Source organism: Streptomyces sp. NPDC002889 (assembly GCF_042888425.1).
GTDB lineage: Bacteria > Actinomycetota > Actinomycetes > Streptomycetales > Streptomycetaceae > Streptomyces.
The window spans coordinates 288,504-304,655 of sequence record NZ_JBIAPT010000007.1 but is presented as its reverse complement, the minus strand read 5'-3'; the positions used below and the strand labels follow the sequence as shown (position 1 = coordinate 304,655).

Genomic DNA, 16,152 nt, shown 5'->3' with positions numbered 1-16,152 from the left:
GTCAGACGGAGTTCTGTACGGGGGTGGGAGCGGCGTTCTCGCCGCTGCTCCTGCGGCGCCGCGCCACCCAGAAGACCCCGCTGCCCACGACGACGGTGGCGCCGACGCCGATCACACCGGCGAGGCCGCCGGAGAGCCGGGCGTCCGAGATGCTCTCGACGCCGTAGTCCGCGAGCGGTGAGTTCGCGGCCGCGTGTTCCTCGACCGACTTGTCGATGCCCTTGTCGGCGGCGACCTTCTCCAGCCCGTCGGGGCTGGCGGAGGCGTAGAAGGAGCCGAAGCCCGCCAGGACCAGGGCGGCGGCCAGGCCTGCCAGCCAGACCCGGCGCGGGGACCGGGCCGGGGCAGGAGCCGGGGCGGGCTGTGCGGGCTGTGCGGGCTGTGCGTCGACCAGCTCGCCGTCGACGAGCAGCTTGAGAGGGGCCGCCATGCCTCGGGCCCCGTGGACGAGGTCGGGTCGTACGGCGATGACGGCACCCACCGTCAGCATCGTGATCCCGGCCTCGCCGATGCCGATGAGCGTGTGGACGCCGACCATCGCGGTGAAGACCGAGGCGATCGGCACATCGGTGACCCCGCCGAGGGCATAGAGGAGGGTGAAGGCCGCGGCCGCCGCGGGCACGGACACCAGCGCGGCGACGAACGAGGCGCCGGTGACCGAGCGGCGGGTGCGCGGCAGGATCGTGACCAGGCCGCGGAAGAGGCCGTACGCCACGACGACGGTGACCACACCCATGACGGTGATGTTCACGCCGAGCGCGGTGAGACCGCCGTCCGCGAAGAGGATGCCCTGCATCAGCAGCACGACGGCTATGCAGAGCACACCGGTGCAGGGCCCGACCAGGATGGCCGCGAGCGCGCCGCCCAGCAGATGCCCGCTGGTACCCGCTCCGACCGGGAAGTTGAGCATCTGTACAGCAAAGATGAAGGCGGCGACCAGGCCGGCGAGCGGCGCGGTGCGCTCGGCCCCGGCCAGTGCGACCGAGGATCCGCCCAGCTCGCGGCGAGCGCCGCGGAGGCTGACCGCGACGGCGCCGGCGGCGACGACTCCGGTGACCACCGAGACGGGCGTATTGATGAAACCGTCGGGGACATGCATGGAGGGCTCCGCTCCGGACAGATGAAGAACTGTCCAATCATAGAACCCAGATGCAAACGACTTGCAAGAGCGCATGACTCTTGATCGATCCCAGCCGAAGCTGGAACCTCGGAAATATGCGACATTAGATGACAAAGCAGACGAGTGTGAGGAGCTCCCGATGCCCGCCGCCGTCGAAGATTACGCCCGAGGCCGGATTGTCACCGATGCTCCTCAGTATCGATCTGTCCCTGTCTCCCTGACCTACGACCCCGCGGCGGATCCGCAGGCGGTGAGTTTCGCCTTTCCCAGCGGCCGGGAGTGGACCTTCCCCCGCGAGCTGCTGGAGACCGGCCTGAAGGCACCCGCGAGCCGCGGCGACATCAGCGTCTGGCCGTGCGGCCGGGTCCAGGCAGTGGTGGAGTTCCACACCTCCGACGGCGTCGCCGTGGTCCAGTTCGACGCGAAGACGCTGATGCGCTTCCTGCGCCACACATACGCGGCGGCCGCACCCGCCACAACCAGCTGACGGATACGGCCACCACCTCGGCGACGGCTCCCGTCCCCACGGTGCCGTCGCCTTGCCGGGAGCCCGCTCGGCCGGTGCGGACACCGGCCCGGCCGGCGCGGCCCACCGCGCCGGCCGGATACCCCCGGCGGTCTCAAGGGGGTTCAGACGCGCACCAGGTCGCGCTCGTCGCCCGGGTCGGCGGGAGACGCTTCGAGCTCCTTGTGCAGCTTCTCGCCCTCCACGTCCACGTTGGGCAGCGCCTTGTCCAGCCAGCGCGGCAGCCACCAGGCCTTGTGGCTCAGCAGGGCCAGCACCGCCGGCACGATCGCCATACGGACCACGAAGGCGTCGAAGAAGACCGCGATCGCTAGACCGAAGCCGATCATCTTGATCATCTGCTCGCTGGAGCCGATGAAGCCGGAGAACACCGCGATCATGATGACGGCCGCAGCCGTGACCACCCGGGCGCCGTGCTGGAAGCCGGTGACGATCGCCTCGCCGGGCCGCTGGCCGTGGACGTACGCCTCTCGCATCCGGGTGACCAGGAAGACCTCGTAGTCCATGGCGAGGCCGAAGACCACACCCACCATGAAGATCGGCATCATCGACATGATCGGGCCGGTCTGCTCCACGCCGAAGAGCGAACCGAGCCAGCCCCACTGGAAGACGGCCACGACCGCGCCCAGCGCCGCCACGACGGACAGCAGGAAGCCGAGGGCCGCCTTGAGTGGCACCAGGACCGAGCGGAAGACCACCATCAGCAGCAGGAACGCCAGACCCACGACAAGCGCGAGATAGGGCAGCAGCGCGTCGTTCATCCGCTGTGAGAAGTCGATGTTCATCGCGGTCGCGCCGGTGACCAGGACGTTGTCACCCGTGGTGTCCCGGATCGAGTGGACGAGCTCCTCGGTGGCCGCCGAGGAGGGCCGGTCCTTCGGAATGACGGTGATCATCGCGGTGTCGCCGGCCTTGTTGAGGGTCGCCGGGGTGACGGCCACGGCGCCGTCGAGGCCCTGGATCACCTTGACCGCACGGTCCGCCTCGCCCTTGCCACCGTCGACGACCACCAGGAGCGGGCCGTTGGAACCGGGGCCGAAGCCGTCGGAGAGCAGGTCGTAGGCCTTGCGCTGGGTGGTGCTCGTCGGCTGCGCGCCGTCGTCGGGCAGGCCCATCTCGAGCGACGCGGCCGGAATCGCGATCGCGCCGAGACCCACCACACCGGCGAGCAGGACGGCAACCGGGCGGCGCAGTACGAAGCGCGCCCAGCGGGTGCCCGCGTTCGGCTTGTCGCTGATCTCCCTGCCCTTGCGCACTTTGCGGCCCAGCACCCGCTTGCCGGCGAAGCCGAGCAGTGCGGGTATCAGGGTGAGGGCGATCAGGACCGCGATCACGACCGTGCCGGCCGCGGCGAAGCCCATCTTGGTGAGCATCGGGATGTTGACGACGGCGAGACCCACCAGGGCGATGACCACGGTCAGTCCGGCGAAGACGACCGCGGAGCCCGCGGTGCCGACGGCCCGGCCGGCCGCTTCCTCGTGCTCCCGGCCCTCGGCCAGCTCGGCGCGGTAGCGGGAGACGATGAACAGCGCGTAGTCGATGCCGACCGCGAGGCCGATCATCGTGGCCAGCGTGGCGGTGGTGGAGCCCAGGTCGAGGACGTTGGCCAGCGCGGTGATCGTGGAGATCCCGATGCCGACGCCGATGATCGCGGTGAGCAGCGGCAGCCCGGCGGCCACCAGCGAACCGAACGTGATCACCAGCACGATGCCGGCGATGACCACGCCGACGATCTCGCCCGCCCCGGTCTCGGGTGCGGCCTGCAGCGCATCGCCGCCGATCTCCACGGTCAGCCCGGCGTCGCGCGCCTGGGTGCCGGTCTCCTCCAGCGCCTCACGCGTCGCCTCGGTCAGCTCCATTCCGCTGACCTTGTACGAGACCGAGACATAAGCGGTCGCGCCGTCCTGGGAGACGGCCTTGGCCACGTACGGGTCGGTGACGGACGCCACCTGGTCGGAGCCGGACTTCAGCTCCGCGACCGCCTTGTCCACCTCGGCCCGGTGGGCGGCGTCGGTCATCTTCCCGTCGTCGGGGGCCTTGAAGACCACACGGGCGGTCGCGCCGTCGGCGCTGCCGCCGGGGAAGCGCTCGTCCAGCAGGTCGAAGGCCTTCTGGGCCTCCGTACCCGGCATCGAGAAGGAGGAGGAGGTGGCGGTGGACGCGGAACCCGCGCCGATACCGGCGAGTACCAGCAGTGCCACCCATATCAGGGCGACGAGTCGGCGCCGCTTGAAAGCGGACCGCCCGAGTTTGTACAGGAACGTAGCCATGAGTACGGGCTCCCGGTCAGGTCGTTGGGACAACAGAGGGCAGGAATGACCAGCCCGACGACGTGAGCGGTGCGCGTCAGGTGGGACTTTGTCGGTGGTGCTCGGTGGTACGGGGAGAGGTGAATCAGAGGCCGCGGGCGGGGAGACCCAGTGCGGGGAGCACAACGGCATCCAGGTAGTCGCGCAGGAAGCACTGGGTCATGGGCTCGTCCTGGATCAGTGGGTGCGCGACGAAAGCACCGACCAGCATGTGCGAGAGGAACTTCAGTGCGGGGTTGTCCGGGGCGAGTTCGCCGCGGTCGATCGCCCGCTGCAGCATCGCGTCGAGCCCGGTGATCTCGGGTTCGATGAAGAGCTCGCGCAGCGCCTGCAGCAGGTCGTCGTTCTCGTGGACCGCCCGGGTGAGACCCCGCATCAACGCGGTGTCCCGCTCCATCTGGCAGTTGTCGGAGAGCGCCACCATCTCGTGGAAGTCGCCGCGCAGGCTGCCGGTGTCGATCCTGGAGATGTCCACCGGCTTGCTGTGCCTCAGGGACATGGCGACCAGCTCAGGCTTGCTCCCCCACTGGCGGTAGAGGGTGGCCTTGCTGGAGCGGGTCCGGGCGGCGACGGCGTCCATGGTCAGGGCGTCGTAGCCGACCTCGCGCAGCAGGTCGAGCACGGCGTCGTACAGTTCGGCCTCGCGCTCGGGGGTGAGCCGGCTGCGGGTCATGACGGCCTCCTTCCCGGCCTCATCCGAACGAAACGGTTTCGTACACCTCGAAGGTAGCCCATCCCGCGAGCGAAACGAAATCGTTTCGCTTGTGGCCTCGGTCACGGACACGGACACGGCCACGGATACGGCCGGGGCGCCACGAACACCGAGGGCGGGGCCTTTCTCCGGACTCACCCGTCCCACAAGTTGCCGCGCACCCTCGGCACCGAAAGCATTGGGGGGTGAGTGACGACGTCGCGTATCTCCGCTTCCCGCACCTGCACGACGACTTGCTGTGCTTCACGGCCGAGGACGACCTGTGGATCGCGCCCCTGGTGCCGGAGGGTGATCCGCCCGGCCGCGCCTGGCGGATCACCGTCGACCGCACCAGAGTCGGCCATCCGCGCTTCTCCCCCGACGGCAGCCACATCGCGTACACGACCTGGCGCAGCCTCGACCCGGAGATCCATCTCGCGCCCGTCGACGGAGGACCCGCTCGCCGGCTCAGCTACTGGGGATCGACCGACACCCGGGTGTGCGGCTGGACGCCCGACGGCCACATCCTCGCCGTCTCCTCGCACGGCCAGCCGTTCTCGTACTTCTCCTGGGCCTACAGCGTCCCGACCACCGGCGCGCCCGGCGCAAAGCTGCCCTGGGGCCCGGTGTCCGACATCGCCGTCACCGATCTTGCCGGAGGCGAGGGACGCACCCTCCTCCTCACCGGCAAGCCGCCCCACGAACCGGCCGCCTGGAAGCGCTACCGCGGCGGGGCGACGGGCCGGCTGTGGCTGCACGGCGAACGGCTGCTGGCGGACCTGGAAGGCCATCTGGACAGCCCCATGTTCATCCGCGGCACGGGCACCGAGCACTGGTCACCCGACGACGGGGGCCGGATCGCGTTCCTCTCCGACCACGAGGGCGTCGGCAATCTGTACTCGTGCCTGCCCGACGGGACAGGGCTGACGCGCCACACCGACCATGACGCCTTCTACGCCCGGCACGCCTCGAGCGACGGTCGCAGGATCGTGTACCAGTGCGCGGGCGACCTGTGGATCGTCGACGACCTGAGTCCCGATGCGCAGCCGCGCAAGCTTCAGGTACGGCTCGGCGGCCCGCGTGCCGGCCGCCGTACCTACCAGGTGCCGGCCGCCAGCCACGTCGGCGCGGTCGCGGTCGACGAGACCGGGCGGGCCAGCGCCGTCAATGTGCGCGGCAGCCTGTACTGGCTCACCCACCGCGACGGGCCCGCACGCACCATCGCGGACACCCCGGGCGTACGGGTACGGCTGCCGGTGATGCTCGGCAGCAGCGGGCGGGTCGCCTATGTCACGGACGCGCAGGGCGAGGACGCGGTCGAGATCGCCTACCTCCCGAGGGCCAGCGGCGACAAGGAGCCACGGCTGCTCGACGGGGAGCAGCTCGGCCGGGTCCAGGAGATGGTCTCCGACCCGAGCGGGGAGAGGCTCGCGATCGCCTCGCACGACGGGCGGCTGCTGCTGCTCGACGTCTCCGAGGAGTCCACCGGGAGCGTGGGTACTCCCCCTGGCTCCGCCGGGGGGACCCCCACCCAGGCCGAAGGCTCCGGGGGAATCACCGAACTGATCAGCTCCGACAACGGGCCGGTGCGGGACCTGGCCTTCTCTCCCGACGGCGGCTGGCTGACCTGGTCCCATCCGGGCGTCGGCCGCTCACTGCGCCTGATCAAGCTGGCCCGGATCGCCGACCGTACGATCGTCGACCTCACCAACGGCCGGTTCGAGGACGAGAATCCGGTCTTCACACGCGACGGGCGCTATCTGGCGTTCCTGTCGTGGCGCGGGTTCGACCCCGTGTACGACGTACACACCGGCGACCTGTCCTTCCCGCTGGGCTGCCGGCCCTATCTCGTGCCGCTGTCGTCCGCCACGCCCTCTCCCTTCGCGCTGTCGCCCGAGGGACGGCCGGCGGCCGGCGGGCTCGATCCGCTGGAGGAGAGCCCGGACAGCTCGGTGATGGTCGAGATCGAGGGCCTGGAGAGCCGGGTGACACCGTTCCCGGTCACCGCGTCCAAGTACTCGGCGCTCCATCCGGTCGCCGGCGGCGGGCTGGTCTGGCTGCGCTGGCCGATCTCCGGCGCGCTCGGCGAGACGTTCGTCAACCCGGCCGACACCTCGGGCCGGCCCACCCTCGAGCACTTCGACATCTCCAAGGCCCGCAAGACCGAACTGGTCGGGCACCTGGACTGGTTCGGGGTCAGCGGCGACGGCACCCGGCTGGTCGTCATGGACGAAGGAGACATGCGGGCGGTGCCGGCCACCGAGATGGGCGACAGCGACTCGACGGTCTATCTGGACCTGCGCCGCATCCTGCACGAGGTGGACCCGGCCTCCGAGTGGCGCCAGGCGTACGGCGAGGCGGGCCGCATCACCCGCGCGTACTTCTGGGAACCGAACATGTGCGGGATCGACTGGGACGGGGTGCTGGAGCAGTACCGACCGCTGACCGAACGGGTCGCGTCGCCGGACGAGTTCGCCGATCTGATGCGTGAAGTGCTCGGCGAACTGGGCACCTCCCACGCGTACGTCACCCCGGCCCGGCGCAACGAGGGGCCGCCGCACTACCAGCGGGCGATGGGTCTGCTCGGCGCGAACCTGGTGTGCCGGGACGGCAAGTGGGTGCTCAGGCGGATCCTGCCGGGCGACTCGTCCGACTCCAAGGCACGCTCACCGCTCGCCGGTACGGGCATCCGCGAGGGCGCGGTCCTCACCCATGTCGACGGGCGCCCGGTGGACCCGGTGACCGGCCCTTACCCGATGCTGTCCGCGGCGGGCGGTACGACGGTCGAGCTGACCTTCCGCCCGGCCGACGACGAGGACGGACCGGCGCGCCGGGTGGCGATCGTGCCGCTGGTCGACGAACGACCGCTGCGGTACCAGGACTGGGTGGCCAAACGCCGTGCGGTCGTACGGGAGTTGAGCGGCGGCCAGTGCGGGTACCTCCACATCCCGGACATGGGCGGCTCGGGCTGGGCCCAGTTCAACCGCGATCTGCGCCTGGAAGTGTCGCGGCCTGCACTGATCGTGGACGTCCGCGGCAACGCGGGCGGCCACATCAGCGAACTGGTCGTCGAGAAACTGAGCCGCAACATCCTGGGCTGGGATCTCACGCGCAACGCCCAGCCGGTGTCGTACGCGTCGAACGCGCCGCGCGGCCCGGTGGTCGCGATCGCGGACGAGGCGACGTCGTCGGACGGCGACATGATCACGGCGGCGTTCAAAATGCTGAAGCTGGGCCCGGTGGTGGGCAGTCGCACCTGGGGCGGCGTGGTCGGCATGACGGGCCGCCACCGTCTGGGCGACGGCACGGTCATCACGGTCCCGATGAACGCGGCCTGGTTCGAGGAGTACGGCTGGTCGATCGAGAACCACGGCGTCGAACCGGACCTGGACGCGCTGCGCACCCCGCTGGACTGGGCGGAAGGCCGCCACGCCCAGCTGGACGACGCGATCCAACTGGCCCTGGACATGCTCAAGTCCTCGCCCCCGGCCGTCCCCCCGGACTACACGGAAGTCCCCGACCTCCACCGCCCCCCACTGCCCCCGAGGCCATGACACCGGGCCGTCGGCCGTGACGCCCGCGCCGTCCGGCTTCCCTGCCGCGCAGGGCATTCCCTGCCCAGGTGGGCCGGGTGGCGGCCGGCCCGAGGGGCCCGACTTCCGCTGCTGGCCCCAACTCCCTGCCCGGGTGTGACCGCTGACCCGGCCGGCCGGAAAAGGCGCGCGCACGCTTGCCGGTCGCCCGGCCAACTCCCTTGTCCTGCCAGGCCCACGAGGCCGAAGAAGCCACCCGCCGACGGGACAGAACAGCGGGCCGCCCGTCATCCCTACCTCGGCCCACGGCGACAGACCTGCTCCACAGCAGGCCGCACGGGACGACCCGGCTCCGGCGAACCCGAGTCGTGGGACGTGCTCGCGTCGCGAACCCGCCGCGCCCGCCGGGGGCACGGGGAGTACCTCGGTATCTCCAACTCCCCGAAAAGGACGGGCATATGGGGAGACACCTCGCACCGAGAAGAGGCGCACCCGCGATACGGGTGCGCCTCGTCAACCGTGTCCTGCGTACGCTTCGTCAGGCCTCGCGGTCCTGGTTGAACCTCGCCTCGTCCTGCATGCCGTCCTGGGTCCGGCCGCGCCGCTGCTCCCTGGACTGCGGGCCGCCGGTCCGCGGGGCGCGCCGGGCGGCCTCTTCCCGGCCGGGCTGCGGTCGCTGACGCTGCGGCGGCTGCTTCGGCTTGGCACCGCGCGCCGCCTGCTTCGCCTGGTCCGCGAGCTCCTGCGCCTTGTCCTTGAACTGGTCCTGGATGCCCATGGAAGTCACTCCTAGAAGGGTGTGAAGGGGTCGGGGGTCACGTACGCCCCCTGGGCTGCGACCAGCCTTGCATGCACGGACACAGCGCGCATTTCGATCAGTTACGCTCCGTACGAGCCGACTCGTCGGCCGCTCCGCCGGCCCCGACGAGCCCCTTCGCGACCCCGCCCAGCCGCGGTTCGAAGCGCCGCATCTCCCGCTGGCCGACCGTCCCGACGAGCCCCGGCAGAAGGCCGCGCACCGACTGCATCCCGCGCAGCCACCACTGCGCGTACACATGCGAGGAGCGCCGTTCGATCCCGGCCACGATCCGGTCCACCGCGGGCCCCAGCGGATACGTCCGGTTCGCCGGCCACGGCAGCCGCTGCCGCAGCTCCCGCATCACCTCGTCCTGGTCCGCGCCGCGCACCATGTCCGTGTCCGTCCAGGACAGATAGCCGACCCCGACCCGTACGCCCCGGTAGCCGACCTCCGCCCGCAGGGCGTGCGCGAATGCCTCGACGCCCGACTTGGACGCGCAGTACGCCGTCATCATCGGTGCCGGCGTGATCGCCGCGAGCGACGCGATCTGCAGGAAGTAGCCCCGGCTTTCCATCAGCACCGGCAGAAAGGCCCGCCCTGTCACGGCACTTCCGATCAGGTTGACCTCGATCACCCGCCGCCAGGACGCCGGATCGGAGTCCACGAACGGACCCCCGGACGCCACACCGGCGTTGGCGACGACGATGTCGACCTTGCCGAAGCGTTCCTTGACCTCCTGCGCCACCCGCGCCATCGCCTCGTGGTCGGTGACATCGGCGTACCAGTGCTCGCTGTCGGCGTGCAGCCGCTCCGAGACCTTCTTCAACTCGTCCGGTTCGAGGCCGACCAGCGCCACCTTCGCGCCGCGCGCCGACAGTTTGCGGGCCAGCAGTTCGCCGACGCCGCGCGCGGCTCCCGTGACGACCGCGACCTGCCCGTCCAGGCTCTTCCTGCTCATACGGCCTCCTCCTTCGCGTTCAGGTACGTACCGGCCAGCTCTCGGATCTTCGCGGTGACGGCCTCCGGAGCCTCCACCGGTGTCATGTGCCCCATGCCGGCGAGCTCCACGAGTCCGACGCACGCGGGCAGTGTCGCGGCCAGGCGGCGGGCGTGGACCATCGGGGTGAGCCGGTCGGCCGTACCGCCGATCACGAGCGCGGGCACGTTCAGGCCCCGTACGCCCGCGTCGAGATCGAGTCCACCGAGCACCTGCGCCCATGCCACCCGGGACGCCCGCGGACAGGCGTGCACGATACGGGCGCACTCGGCGACCGTCTTCGGCGATGAACCGGGGCCCATCGTCCCGTACTTGAGGATGCGCCGGGACAGCGCGGTGACCGGTCCGAGCGGCGCTCGCGCGCCGAGAACGAGATGGGTGAGTCTGGTGCGCAACCGCCCTGGCCGCAGCGGCAGCAGCAGCGACTCGTCGACCAGGCGCGCGCTGCCCGTGCTGCACAGCAGGACCGCGGCGGCGTGCTCCTGGAAGCGGACCCGCCCGGACGCGGCCAGCATCGTCATGCCGCCCATGGAGTGCCCGGCGAGCACGGCCTTGACGCCCGGTGCCAGTACGGCCCCGAGGACGGCCTCGAGGTCGTCGGCGAGCGCGTCGGTGGTCCATCCGCCGGGAGCGGCGGCCGGCGAACGGCCGTGGCCCCGCTGGTCGTAGACGATCACCCGGTGGTCGGCGGCCAGATCCCGTGTCTGCGCGGCCCAGAAGTGCGTGGAGCAGGTCCAGCCGTGGGAGAGCACGACGGTGGGGGCGTCCTCGGGACCGTGTTCCTCGACATGGATGCGCGACCCGTCGGCGGAGACCGCGGTCAGTTCCCGACGGGCAACGGGCGGGGCGTCGGTGCGCTTGAGGAGACGGCTCATCGCACGGCCTCCGCGCTCTGCCGGGTGCGCCCGGCCATCGGCTTGGGCGCGCGGACGACCTCGTACTCCGAGAGATCCACCCGCCGTGTCGCACTGCGGAACTCGCCCGTCGTGCCCGGCCAGAGCGTGGTGTTGCGGCCGGCTGCGTCGAGGTACCAGCTGGTGCAGCCACCCGTGCTCCACACGGTCCGCCGCATCCGTTCCTGGACCTTCCGGTTCCACGCGTGCACGGCGGACGGCCGCGCGGCGAGCACGGTCCCTTCGCCCAGCACGGTCAACTGCCGCATGTAGTCGGCCAGATAGTTCAGCTGGGACTCGATCATCAGGATCATCGAGGAGTTGCCGAGCCCGGTGTTCGGGCCGATGATCGTCATCCAGTTGGGGAAGCCCGCCGCGGTCGCGCCGCGCAGCGACTGCATGCCGTCCTTCCATGCCTCGGCGAGGGTGATCCCGTCGGCGCCGACGACCCGCTCGGCGATCGGCATGTCCGTCACACGGAACCCCGTACCGAAGATGATCGCGTCCACGTCGGTCTCGGTCCCTCCCCCGGAGCCGGCGCCCCGGGAGGTGCCCTCGGCGGCGACCAGCGTCGAGCCGCGCACCTCGCTCAGTCCCGAGGCCACCACCTCCACATTCGGCCGGGTGAGCGCCGGGTAGTAGGTGCTGGACAGCAGGATGCGCTTGCAGCCGATGCGGTACGAGGGCGTGAGCTTGGCCCGCAGCTCCGGGTCCTTGACGGATTTGGCGATGTTGGCCTTGGCGAGCCGCTCGACGAGGCCGAGTTCGTTCGGCCGCTTGGTGAAGGCCTGCACCTGAAGCTCCCGGATGCCCCACAGCAGTCCGCGCCGGGCGGCCGCGGTGAACGGCAGCTGCCGGTGCAGCCAGCGCTCGGCGCCGGTGATCTCGCGGTCGATGCGCGGCATCACCCACGGCGGGGTGCGCTGGAAGAGCGTCAGACCGGCGACCTTCGGCTGGATCGCGGGCACGATCTGGATCGCGGACGCGCCGGTCCCGATCACCGCGACGCGCTTGCCCGTCAGGTCGTAGTCGTGGTCCCACTGCGCCGAGTGGAAGACCTTCCCGGGGAAGTCGGCCAGCCCCGGGATCTCGGGGATCTTCGGGTCGGACAGCGGCCCGGTCGCGGAGACGACGACATCCGCGGTGAGCGCGCCCTGCGAGGTCTCGATCTCCCAGCGCAGCGCCTCGGTGTCCCAGCGCATCATCAGCACCTCGTGGTTCAGGCGCAGGTGGGGGCGGAGCCCGAAGGTGTCGGTGACGTGTTCCAGGTAGGCGCGGATGTGCTCCTGCCCGGAGAAGGTGCGGGGCCAGTCGGGGTTGGGGGCGAAGGAGAAGGAGTAGAGGTGCGAGGGCACGTCGCAGGCGCAGCCCGGGTAGCTGTTGTCGCGCCAGGTGCCGCCCACCGAGTCCGCGCGCTCCAGGACGACGAAGTCGGTGATACCTTCGCGGCGCAGTCGGACCGCGGCCCCGAGGCCGCCGAATCCGGATCCGATCACCGCCACCCTTACGTGTTCGTGCTGCTGCTCGCTCATCCCGCCGCCTCCTGCTGAACGTCCCGGACCGAACCCAACAAACGCTGCCAGCAATCACTGGCATGGTTGGGAGAGTAGAGCAGCCGCATACCCAGGGGTAGGGGTAGGGCCCGACAAGTTACCGGCGGTACAACATAGGCTTCTGCCGTGACAGAAGCGCGCGAGTACCGCATGGAGGAACTGGCCAAGGAGGCCGGCATCACGGCGCGCACCGTGCGCTTCTACCGCGAGCGCGGCCTGCTCCCACCTCCCCGCCGCGAGGGCCGGATCGCCTGGTACGACGACCACCACCTGGCCAGACTGCGGACCATCGCCGCCCTCCTGGAGCGCGGCCACACCCTCAACGGCATCGCCGATCTCGCCACCGCGTTCGAGAGCGGACGGGACGTGGGCGAGGTGCTCGGCCTCGGCGAACCCACCGAGGAGACCCCGGTCCGGCTCACCCCGGAGGCACTCGCCGACTACTTCCAGGGCGAGGTCACAGCCGAGAATCTGGCCACCGCGCTGGAGCTCGGCTATCTGGCCGTCGACGGCGACGAGATCGTCCACATCAGCCGCCGGCTGCTGGACGTCTCGGCAGCGCTCGTACGGGAGGGTGTCCCGCTCTCCGCCGTCCTGGAGGCGGGCCGCCAGGTCCGCACCCACGCGGACGCCCTGGCCGAGCTCTTCTTCGACATGCTGAGCACCCGCAGCGCGGCGTCCGAACTGAACCGGCTGCGCCCGCTGGCCAAGAGCGTGGTCGAGGCCGAGCTGTCCATGGCGATGGACCGCCGCCTGCGCACATCGCCGGAGGCCCGGCAGACATAGCGGCCGGGGCACCGGGGGCGTCGCGCTCGTCCGGACGCTCCGTGCCGCCGGGACTCGCCGCGCCGCACCGAGTCGCCGTGCCGCGCGGACCGCTGCGGCACCCGAGCCCCTGCGGCGGCAGCGGCGCCGAGCCGCGGCCCCGCGCAAGCCGCCAGAAGCGGCGCAGACACAGCCGGCCGAGGCACCAGAAGGCGCCGCGCCCGCCGGGACTCGCCGCGCCGCCGGGCCCGCCATGCCGCCCGGACCAAGACGCCCCCGAGTCCCCGCGGCGGCCGTCGGCGCGCCGCGCACACGGGGCGGCGTGCCTACAGCTCGTACACCGCCGTCACCGGCGCATGGTCGCTCCACCGCTCGCCGTGCGTCGCCGCGCGCTCCACCCACGCCTTCACCGCGCGCCGTGCGAGCCCGGACGTCGCCACCTGGAGGTCGATGCGCCAGCCCGTGTCGTTGTCGAAGGCGCGTCCACGGTAGGACCACCAGGAGTACGGCCCCTCCCGGTCCGGGTGGAGCGCGCGCACCACATCCACGTACCCGGCCTCGTCGTAGACACGGGAGAGCCACTCCCGCTCCTCGGGGAGGAAGCCGGAGTTCTTCTTGTTGCCCTTCCAGTTCTTGAGGTCGGCCTCCTGGTGGGCGATGTTCCAGTCGCCGCACACCACCACCTCACGGCCGTCCGCCGCCGAACGGGCCCGCAACTCGCCCAGATACGGCAGGAACTCGTCCATGAAGCGCGTCTTCTCGTCCTGCCGGGCCGTGCCCACCTCGCCCGAGGGCAGATACAGGCTGGCGACGGTGATTCCCGGCAGATCCGCCTCGACATAGCGTCCGCTGCCGTCGAACTCGTCCGACCCGAACCCGATCCGTACCTCGTCCGGCTCGCGGCGCGTGTACACGGCGACCCCCGCACGCCCCTTCGCCGCGGCCGGGGCATGCACCGTGTACCAGCCCTCGAGGTCACGGAGCTCGGCCGGCAGCTGCTCCGCCTCCGCGCGTACCTCCTGGAGGCAGACCGCATCGGCGGACGTACCGGCCAGCCACTGCACGAAGCCCTTCTTCGCCGCGGCGCGGATCCCATTCACATTCACACTTGTCACGGTGAGCACCACGGCACCATACAGACCGCCCGCAATCGCATACACGTACGCTTCTCGGCATGCATGTCAGAACAAGGGCCTTCGACCACCCCGACGCCGTCAAGCTCAATGACCAGGTGCAGCTCGAATACATCGAGCGCTACGGGGACGACGAAGGGGATGCCACCCCCCTGGACGCGTCGATGTTCGTCCCGCCGAAGGGCCTGTATCTGATCGCGTACGACGATCAGGAACGCCCCCTCGCCACCGGCGGCTGGCGCTCCCAGGACGCGGGCCCGCTCGGCTACTCGGACGGAGATGCCGAGCTCAAGCGCATGTACGTGATCCCCGAGGCGCGCGGTCTCGGCCTCGCCCGCCGCATCCTCGCCGCCCTGGAGGACGACGCCCGCGCCGCCGGCCGCACCCGGATGGTGCTGGAGACGGGCATCATGCAGCCCGAGGCGATCGCGCTCTACGCCTCCTGCGGCTATCTGCCGTGCGACAAATTCGGCCACTACCGGGAGTACGAGAGCAGCCGCTGCATGGCCAAGGAATTGTCGCGCCCCTGACATTTACGCGCTTCCCGTGGCACTCTGCCTCACGCACGCCGATCCGCACCGCCTCATCCCCCACCCCGCCCCTGCGCGTAGTCGGGCGGGCACGGCACAAGGAGACATGCGTGAGAAGCCATCGCACTGCCACCGCGGCCCTGTTGGCCGCCACCGCCCTGCTCGCCGGGGCACTGTCGGCCACCTCCGCCGGCGCCGCCCCCGCTCCCTCCCCCGCCCCCGCGTCCTTCGCTCCGCAGCAGGCGGCCAAGGGCTTCTGGACAGCCGAGCGGATGCGCGACGCCACCCCCCTCGATCTGGTCCGGGCCACGCCCGGCGCACTCAAGGCCCCCGCACCGGGCGGCAAGGAGACCGTGATCGGCCCCACCGCCTTCCCGCAGGCCGGCGGCCCGTGGACCGGGGGCGGCGCGGTCGTGAAGACGTCGGGGAGGGTGTTCTTCACCTTCCAGGGCCGTACCGCCTCCTGCTCCGGCAACTCTGTGACCAGCCAGAACGGCAGCACCGTCGTCACCGCGGGCCACTGCGTGAAGTACCAGGGCGCCTGGCACACCAACTGGGTCTTCGTGCCCGCCTACGACAACGGCCAGGCCCCGTACGGCCAGTGGAGTGCGACCAGGACGCTGACCACCGACCAGTGGGCGGCGAGCGAGGACATCAACTACGACGTCGGCGCGGCGGTCGTCGCCCCGCTGAACGGCAAGACGCTCGCCGAGACGGTCGGGGCCCAGGGGCTGAGCTTCAACGGCGGCTACAACAAGGCGATGTACGCCTTCGGCTTCCCCGCGGCCTCGCCGTACGACGGCTCCAAGCTGATCCACTGCAGCGGGAACAGCTCCAAGGACTTCCTGTTCTCCAAGGACCACAGCCTGGGCTGCAACATGACCGGCGGATCGAGCGGCGGCCCCTGGTTCACCTCGTTCAGCGAAGCCACCGGCACCGGACTGCAGGCGTCGGTGAACAGCTTCGGGTACACGTTCCTGCCGAACCGGATGTTCGGCCCGTACTTCGGCAACGAGGCGAAGGCGGTCTACGACAAGGCCCAGGTTTCCTGAGCCCTTGGCCGGCGGGGGCTCGGTCTCCCCCGCCGGTCCGGCCGGTCCGGCCCAGCGCAACAGCCGGCAACCCCCTGATCTCGCCCAGGAGTTCACCGTCGGCGTCGCGGGCCACCGGCCCGTCGAAGACCAGCCCGTCCACGCAGGCGAGGAATGTCACGGTCCGGCGCCCGGCCACCCCCTGGGGCACGTTGTGCGCCACCAGGAAATCCCGTACGCGATCCCGCGCGGAGTTCTCCCTCGGTACGAGA

Annotated in this window: 13 protein-coding genes; 5 read left to right on the top strand and 8 right to left on the bottom strand. The window is 70.9% G+C overall.

Going from position 1 to position 16,152, the window contains the following annotated elements; translation table 11 throughout:
- Position 1: 1 nt before the first annotated feature.
- Positions 2-1,099 carry an energy-coupling factor ABC transporter permease gene (locus tag ACFYWI_RS13280; protein ID WP_389229948.1) on the bottom strand — a complete coding sequence of 366 codons (1,098 nt, stop codon included), beginning with the start codon at positions 1,097-1,099 and terminating at the stop codon, positions 2-4.
- 160 nt (positions 1,100-1,259) lie between these two features.
- Between ACFYWI_RS13280 and ACFYWI_RS13275 the strand changes: the two genes are divergently transcribed.
- Complete coding sequence (locus tag ACFYWI_RS13275) at positions 1,260-1,607, top strand: SsgA family sporulation/cell division regulator (protein WP_389229945.1); 348 nt, start codon at positions 1,260-1,262, stop codon at positions 1,605-1,607.
- A gap of 143 nt (positions 1,608-1,750) precedes the next feature.
- Here ACFYWI_RS13275 and ACFYWI_RS13270 read toward each other — a convergent pair whose 3' ends face one another.
- Positions 1,751-3,916, bottom strand: a complete 2,166-nt coding sequence (locus ACFYWI_RS13270) for an MMPL family transporter (RefSeq protein ID WP_389229942.1) — start codon at positions 3,914-3,916, stop codon at positions 1,751-1,753.
- Between the two features lie 124 nt (positions 3,917-4,040).
- Positions 4,041-4,628: a TetR/AcrR family transcriptional regulator gene (locus tag ACFYWI_RS13265; RefSeq protein ID WP_389229939.1), complete on the bottom strand. Its 588-nt coding sequence runs from the start codon at positions 4,626-4,628 to the stop codon at positions 4,041-4,043.
- 224 nt (positions 4,629-4,852) lie between these two features.
- Here ACFYWI_RS13265 and ACFYWI_RS13260 point away from each other — a divergent pair, with 224 nt between their 5' ends.
- Positions 4,853-8,200 carry a S41 family peptidase gene (locus ACFYWI_RS13260; RefSeq protein ID WP_389229936.1) on the top strand — a complete coding sequence of 1,116 codons (3,348 nt, stop codon included), beginning with the start codon at positions 4,853-4,855 and terminating at the stop codon, positions 8,198-8,200.
- Between the two features lie 517 nt (positions 8,201-8,717).
- On the opposite strand, the gene ACFYWI_RS13255 is transcribed toward ACFYWI_RS13260, so the two are convergent.
- The 4 genes from ACFYWI_RS13255 to ACFYWI_RS13240 form a co-directional block, all read right to left on the bottom strand.
- Complete coding sequence (locus tag ACFYWI_RS13255) at positions 8,718-8,957, bottom strand: hypothetical protein (protein ID WP_389229933.1); 240 nt, start codon at positions 8,955-8,957, stop codon at positions 8,718-8,720.
- Between the two features lie 97 nt (positions 8,958-9,054).
- Positions 9,055-9,936 carry an SDR family oxidoreductase gene (locus tag ACFYWI_RS13250; RefSeq protein ID WP_389229930.1) on the bottom strand — a complete coding sequence of 294 codons (882 nt, stop codon included), beginning with the start codon at positions 9,934-9,936 and terminating at the stop codon, positions 9,055-9,057.
- Entirely contained in the window at positions 9,933-10,850 is a 918-nt protein-coding gene (locus tag ACFYWI_RS13245) for an alpha/beta fold hydrolase (RefSeq protein WP_389229927.1), read from the bottom strand. Before ACFYWI_RS13245 ends, ACFYWI_RS13250 begins: the two co-directional genes overlap by 4 nt.
- Positions 10,847-12,400, bottom strand: coding sequence for a flavin-containing monooxygenase (locus ACFYWI_RS13240; protein WP_389229924.1), 1,554 nt, complete (start codon positions 12,398-12,400; stop codon positions 10,847-10,849). Before ACFYWI_RS13240 ends, ACFYWI_RS13245 begins: the two co-directional genes overlap by 4 nt.
- A gap of 171 nt (positions 12,401-12,571) precedes the next feature.
- Between ACFYWI_RS13240 and ACFYWI_RS13235 the strand changes: the two genes are divergently transcribed.
- The gene (locus ACFYWI_RS13235) at positions 12,572-13,207 is read left to right on the top strand and encodes a MerR family transcriptional regulator (protein WP_389230101.1); all 636 of its coding nucleotides are present in this window, start codon (positions 12,572-12,574) and stop codon (positions 13,205-13,207) included.
- A 305-nt stretch (positions 13,208-13,512) separates the two neighbouring features.
- On the opposite strand, the gene ACFYWI_RS13230 is transcribed toward ACFYWI_RS13235, so the two are convergent.
- Positions 13,513-14,310, bottom strand: coding sequence for an exodeoxyribonuclease III (locus ACFYWI_RS13230; RefSeq protein WP_389229921.1), 798 nt, complete (start codon positions 14,308-14,310; stop codon positions 13,513-13,515).
- A 50-nt stretch (positions 14,311-14,360) separates the two neighbouring features.
- On the opposite strand from ACFYWI_RS13230, the gene ACFYWI_RS13225 reads away from it, so the two are divergent.
- Both ACFYWI_RS13225 and ACFYWI_RS13220 read left to right on the top strand, forming a co-directional pair.
- A complete protein-coding gene (locus ACFYWI_RS13225; protein ID WP_389229918.1) occupies positions 14,361-14,849 on the top strand; it encodes a GNAT family N-acetyltransferase in 489 nt (162 codons plus the stop codon).
- Between the two features lie 110 nt (positions 14,850-14,959).
- Positions 14,960-15,901, top strand: a complete 942-nt coding sequence (locus ACFYWI_RS13220) for a trypsin-like serine peptidase (RefSeq protein WP_389229915.1) — start codon at positions 14,960-14,962, stop codon at positions 15,899-15,901.
- Positions 15,902-16,152: the final 251 nt, after the last annotated feature.

What these genes read in the sequence shown, in the direction of transcription:
- ACFYWI_RS13255 (WP_389229933.1), bottom strand. Translation starts at nt 8,957, where the DNA reads ATGGGCATCCAGGACCAGTTCAAGGACAAGGCGCAGGAGCTCGCGGAC.
- ACFYWI_RS13275 (WP_389229945.1), top strand. Translation starts at nt 1,260, where the DNA reads ATGCCCGCCGCCGTCGAAGATTACGCCCGAGGCCGGATTGTCACCGAT.
- ACFYWI_RS13280 (WP_389229948.1), bottom strand. Translation starts at nt 1,099, where the DNA reads ATGCATGTCCCCGACGGTTTCATCAATACGCCCGTCTCGGTGGTCACC.
- ACFYWI_RS13265 (WP_389229939.1), bottom strand. Translation starts at nt 4,628, where the DNA reads ATGACCCGCAGCCGGCTCACCCCCGAGCGCGAGGCCGAACTGTACGAC.
- ACFYWI_RS13245 (WP_389229927.1), bottom strand. Translation starts at nt 10,850, where the DNA reads ATGAGCCGTCTCCTCAAGCGCACCGACGCCCCGCCCGTTGCCCGTCGG.
- ACFYWI_RS13250 (WP_389229930.1), bottom strand. Translation starts at nt 9,936, where the DNA reads ATGAGCAGGAAGAGCCTGGACGGGCAGGTCGCGGTCGTCACGGGAGCC.
- ACFYWI_RS13235 (WP_389230101.1), top strand. Translation starts at nt 12,572, where the DNA reads ATGGAGGAACTGGCCAAGGAGGCCGGCATCACGGCGCGCACCGTGCGC.
- ACFYWI_RS13240 (WP_389229924.1), bottom strand. Translation starts at nt 12,400, where the DNA reads ATGAGCGAGCAGCAGCACGAACACGTAAGGGTGGCGGTGATCGGATCC.
- ACFYWI_RS13225 (WP_389229918.1), top strand. Translation starts at nt 14,361, where the DNA reads ATGCATGTCAGAACAAGGGCCTTCGACCACCCCGACGCCGTCAAGCTC.
- ACFYWI_RS13270 (WP_389229942.1), bottom strand. Translation starts at nt 3,916, where the DNA reads ATGGCTACGTTCCTGTACAAACTCGGGCGGTCCGCTTTCAAGCGGCGC.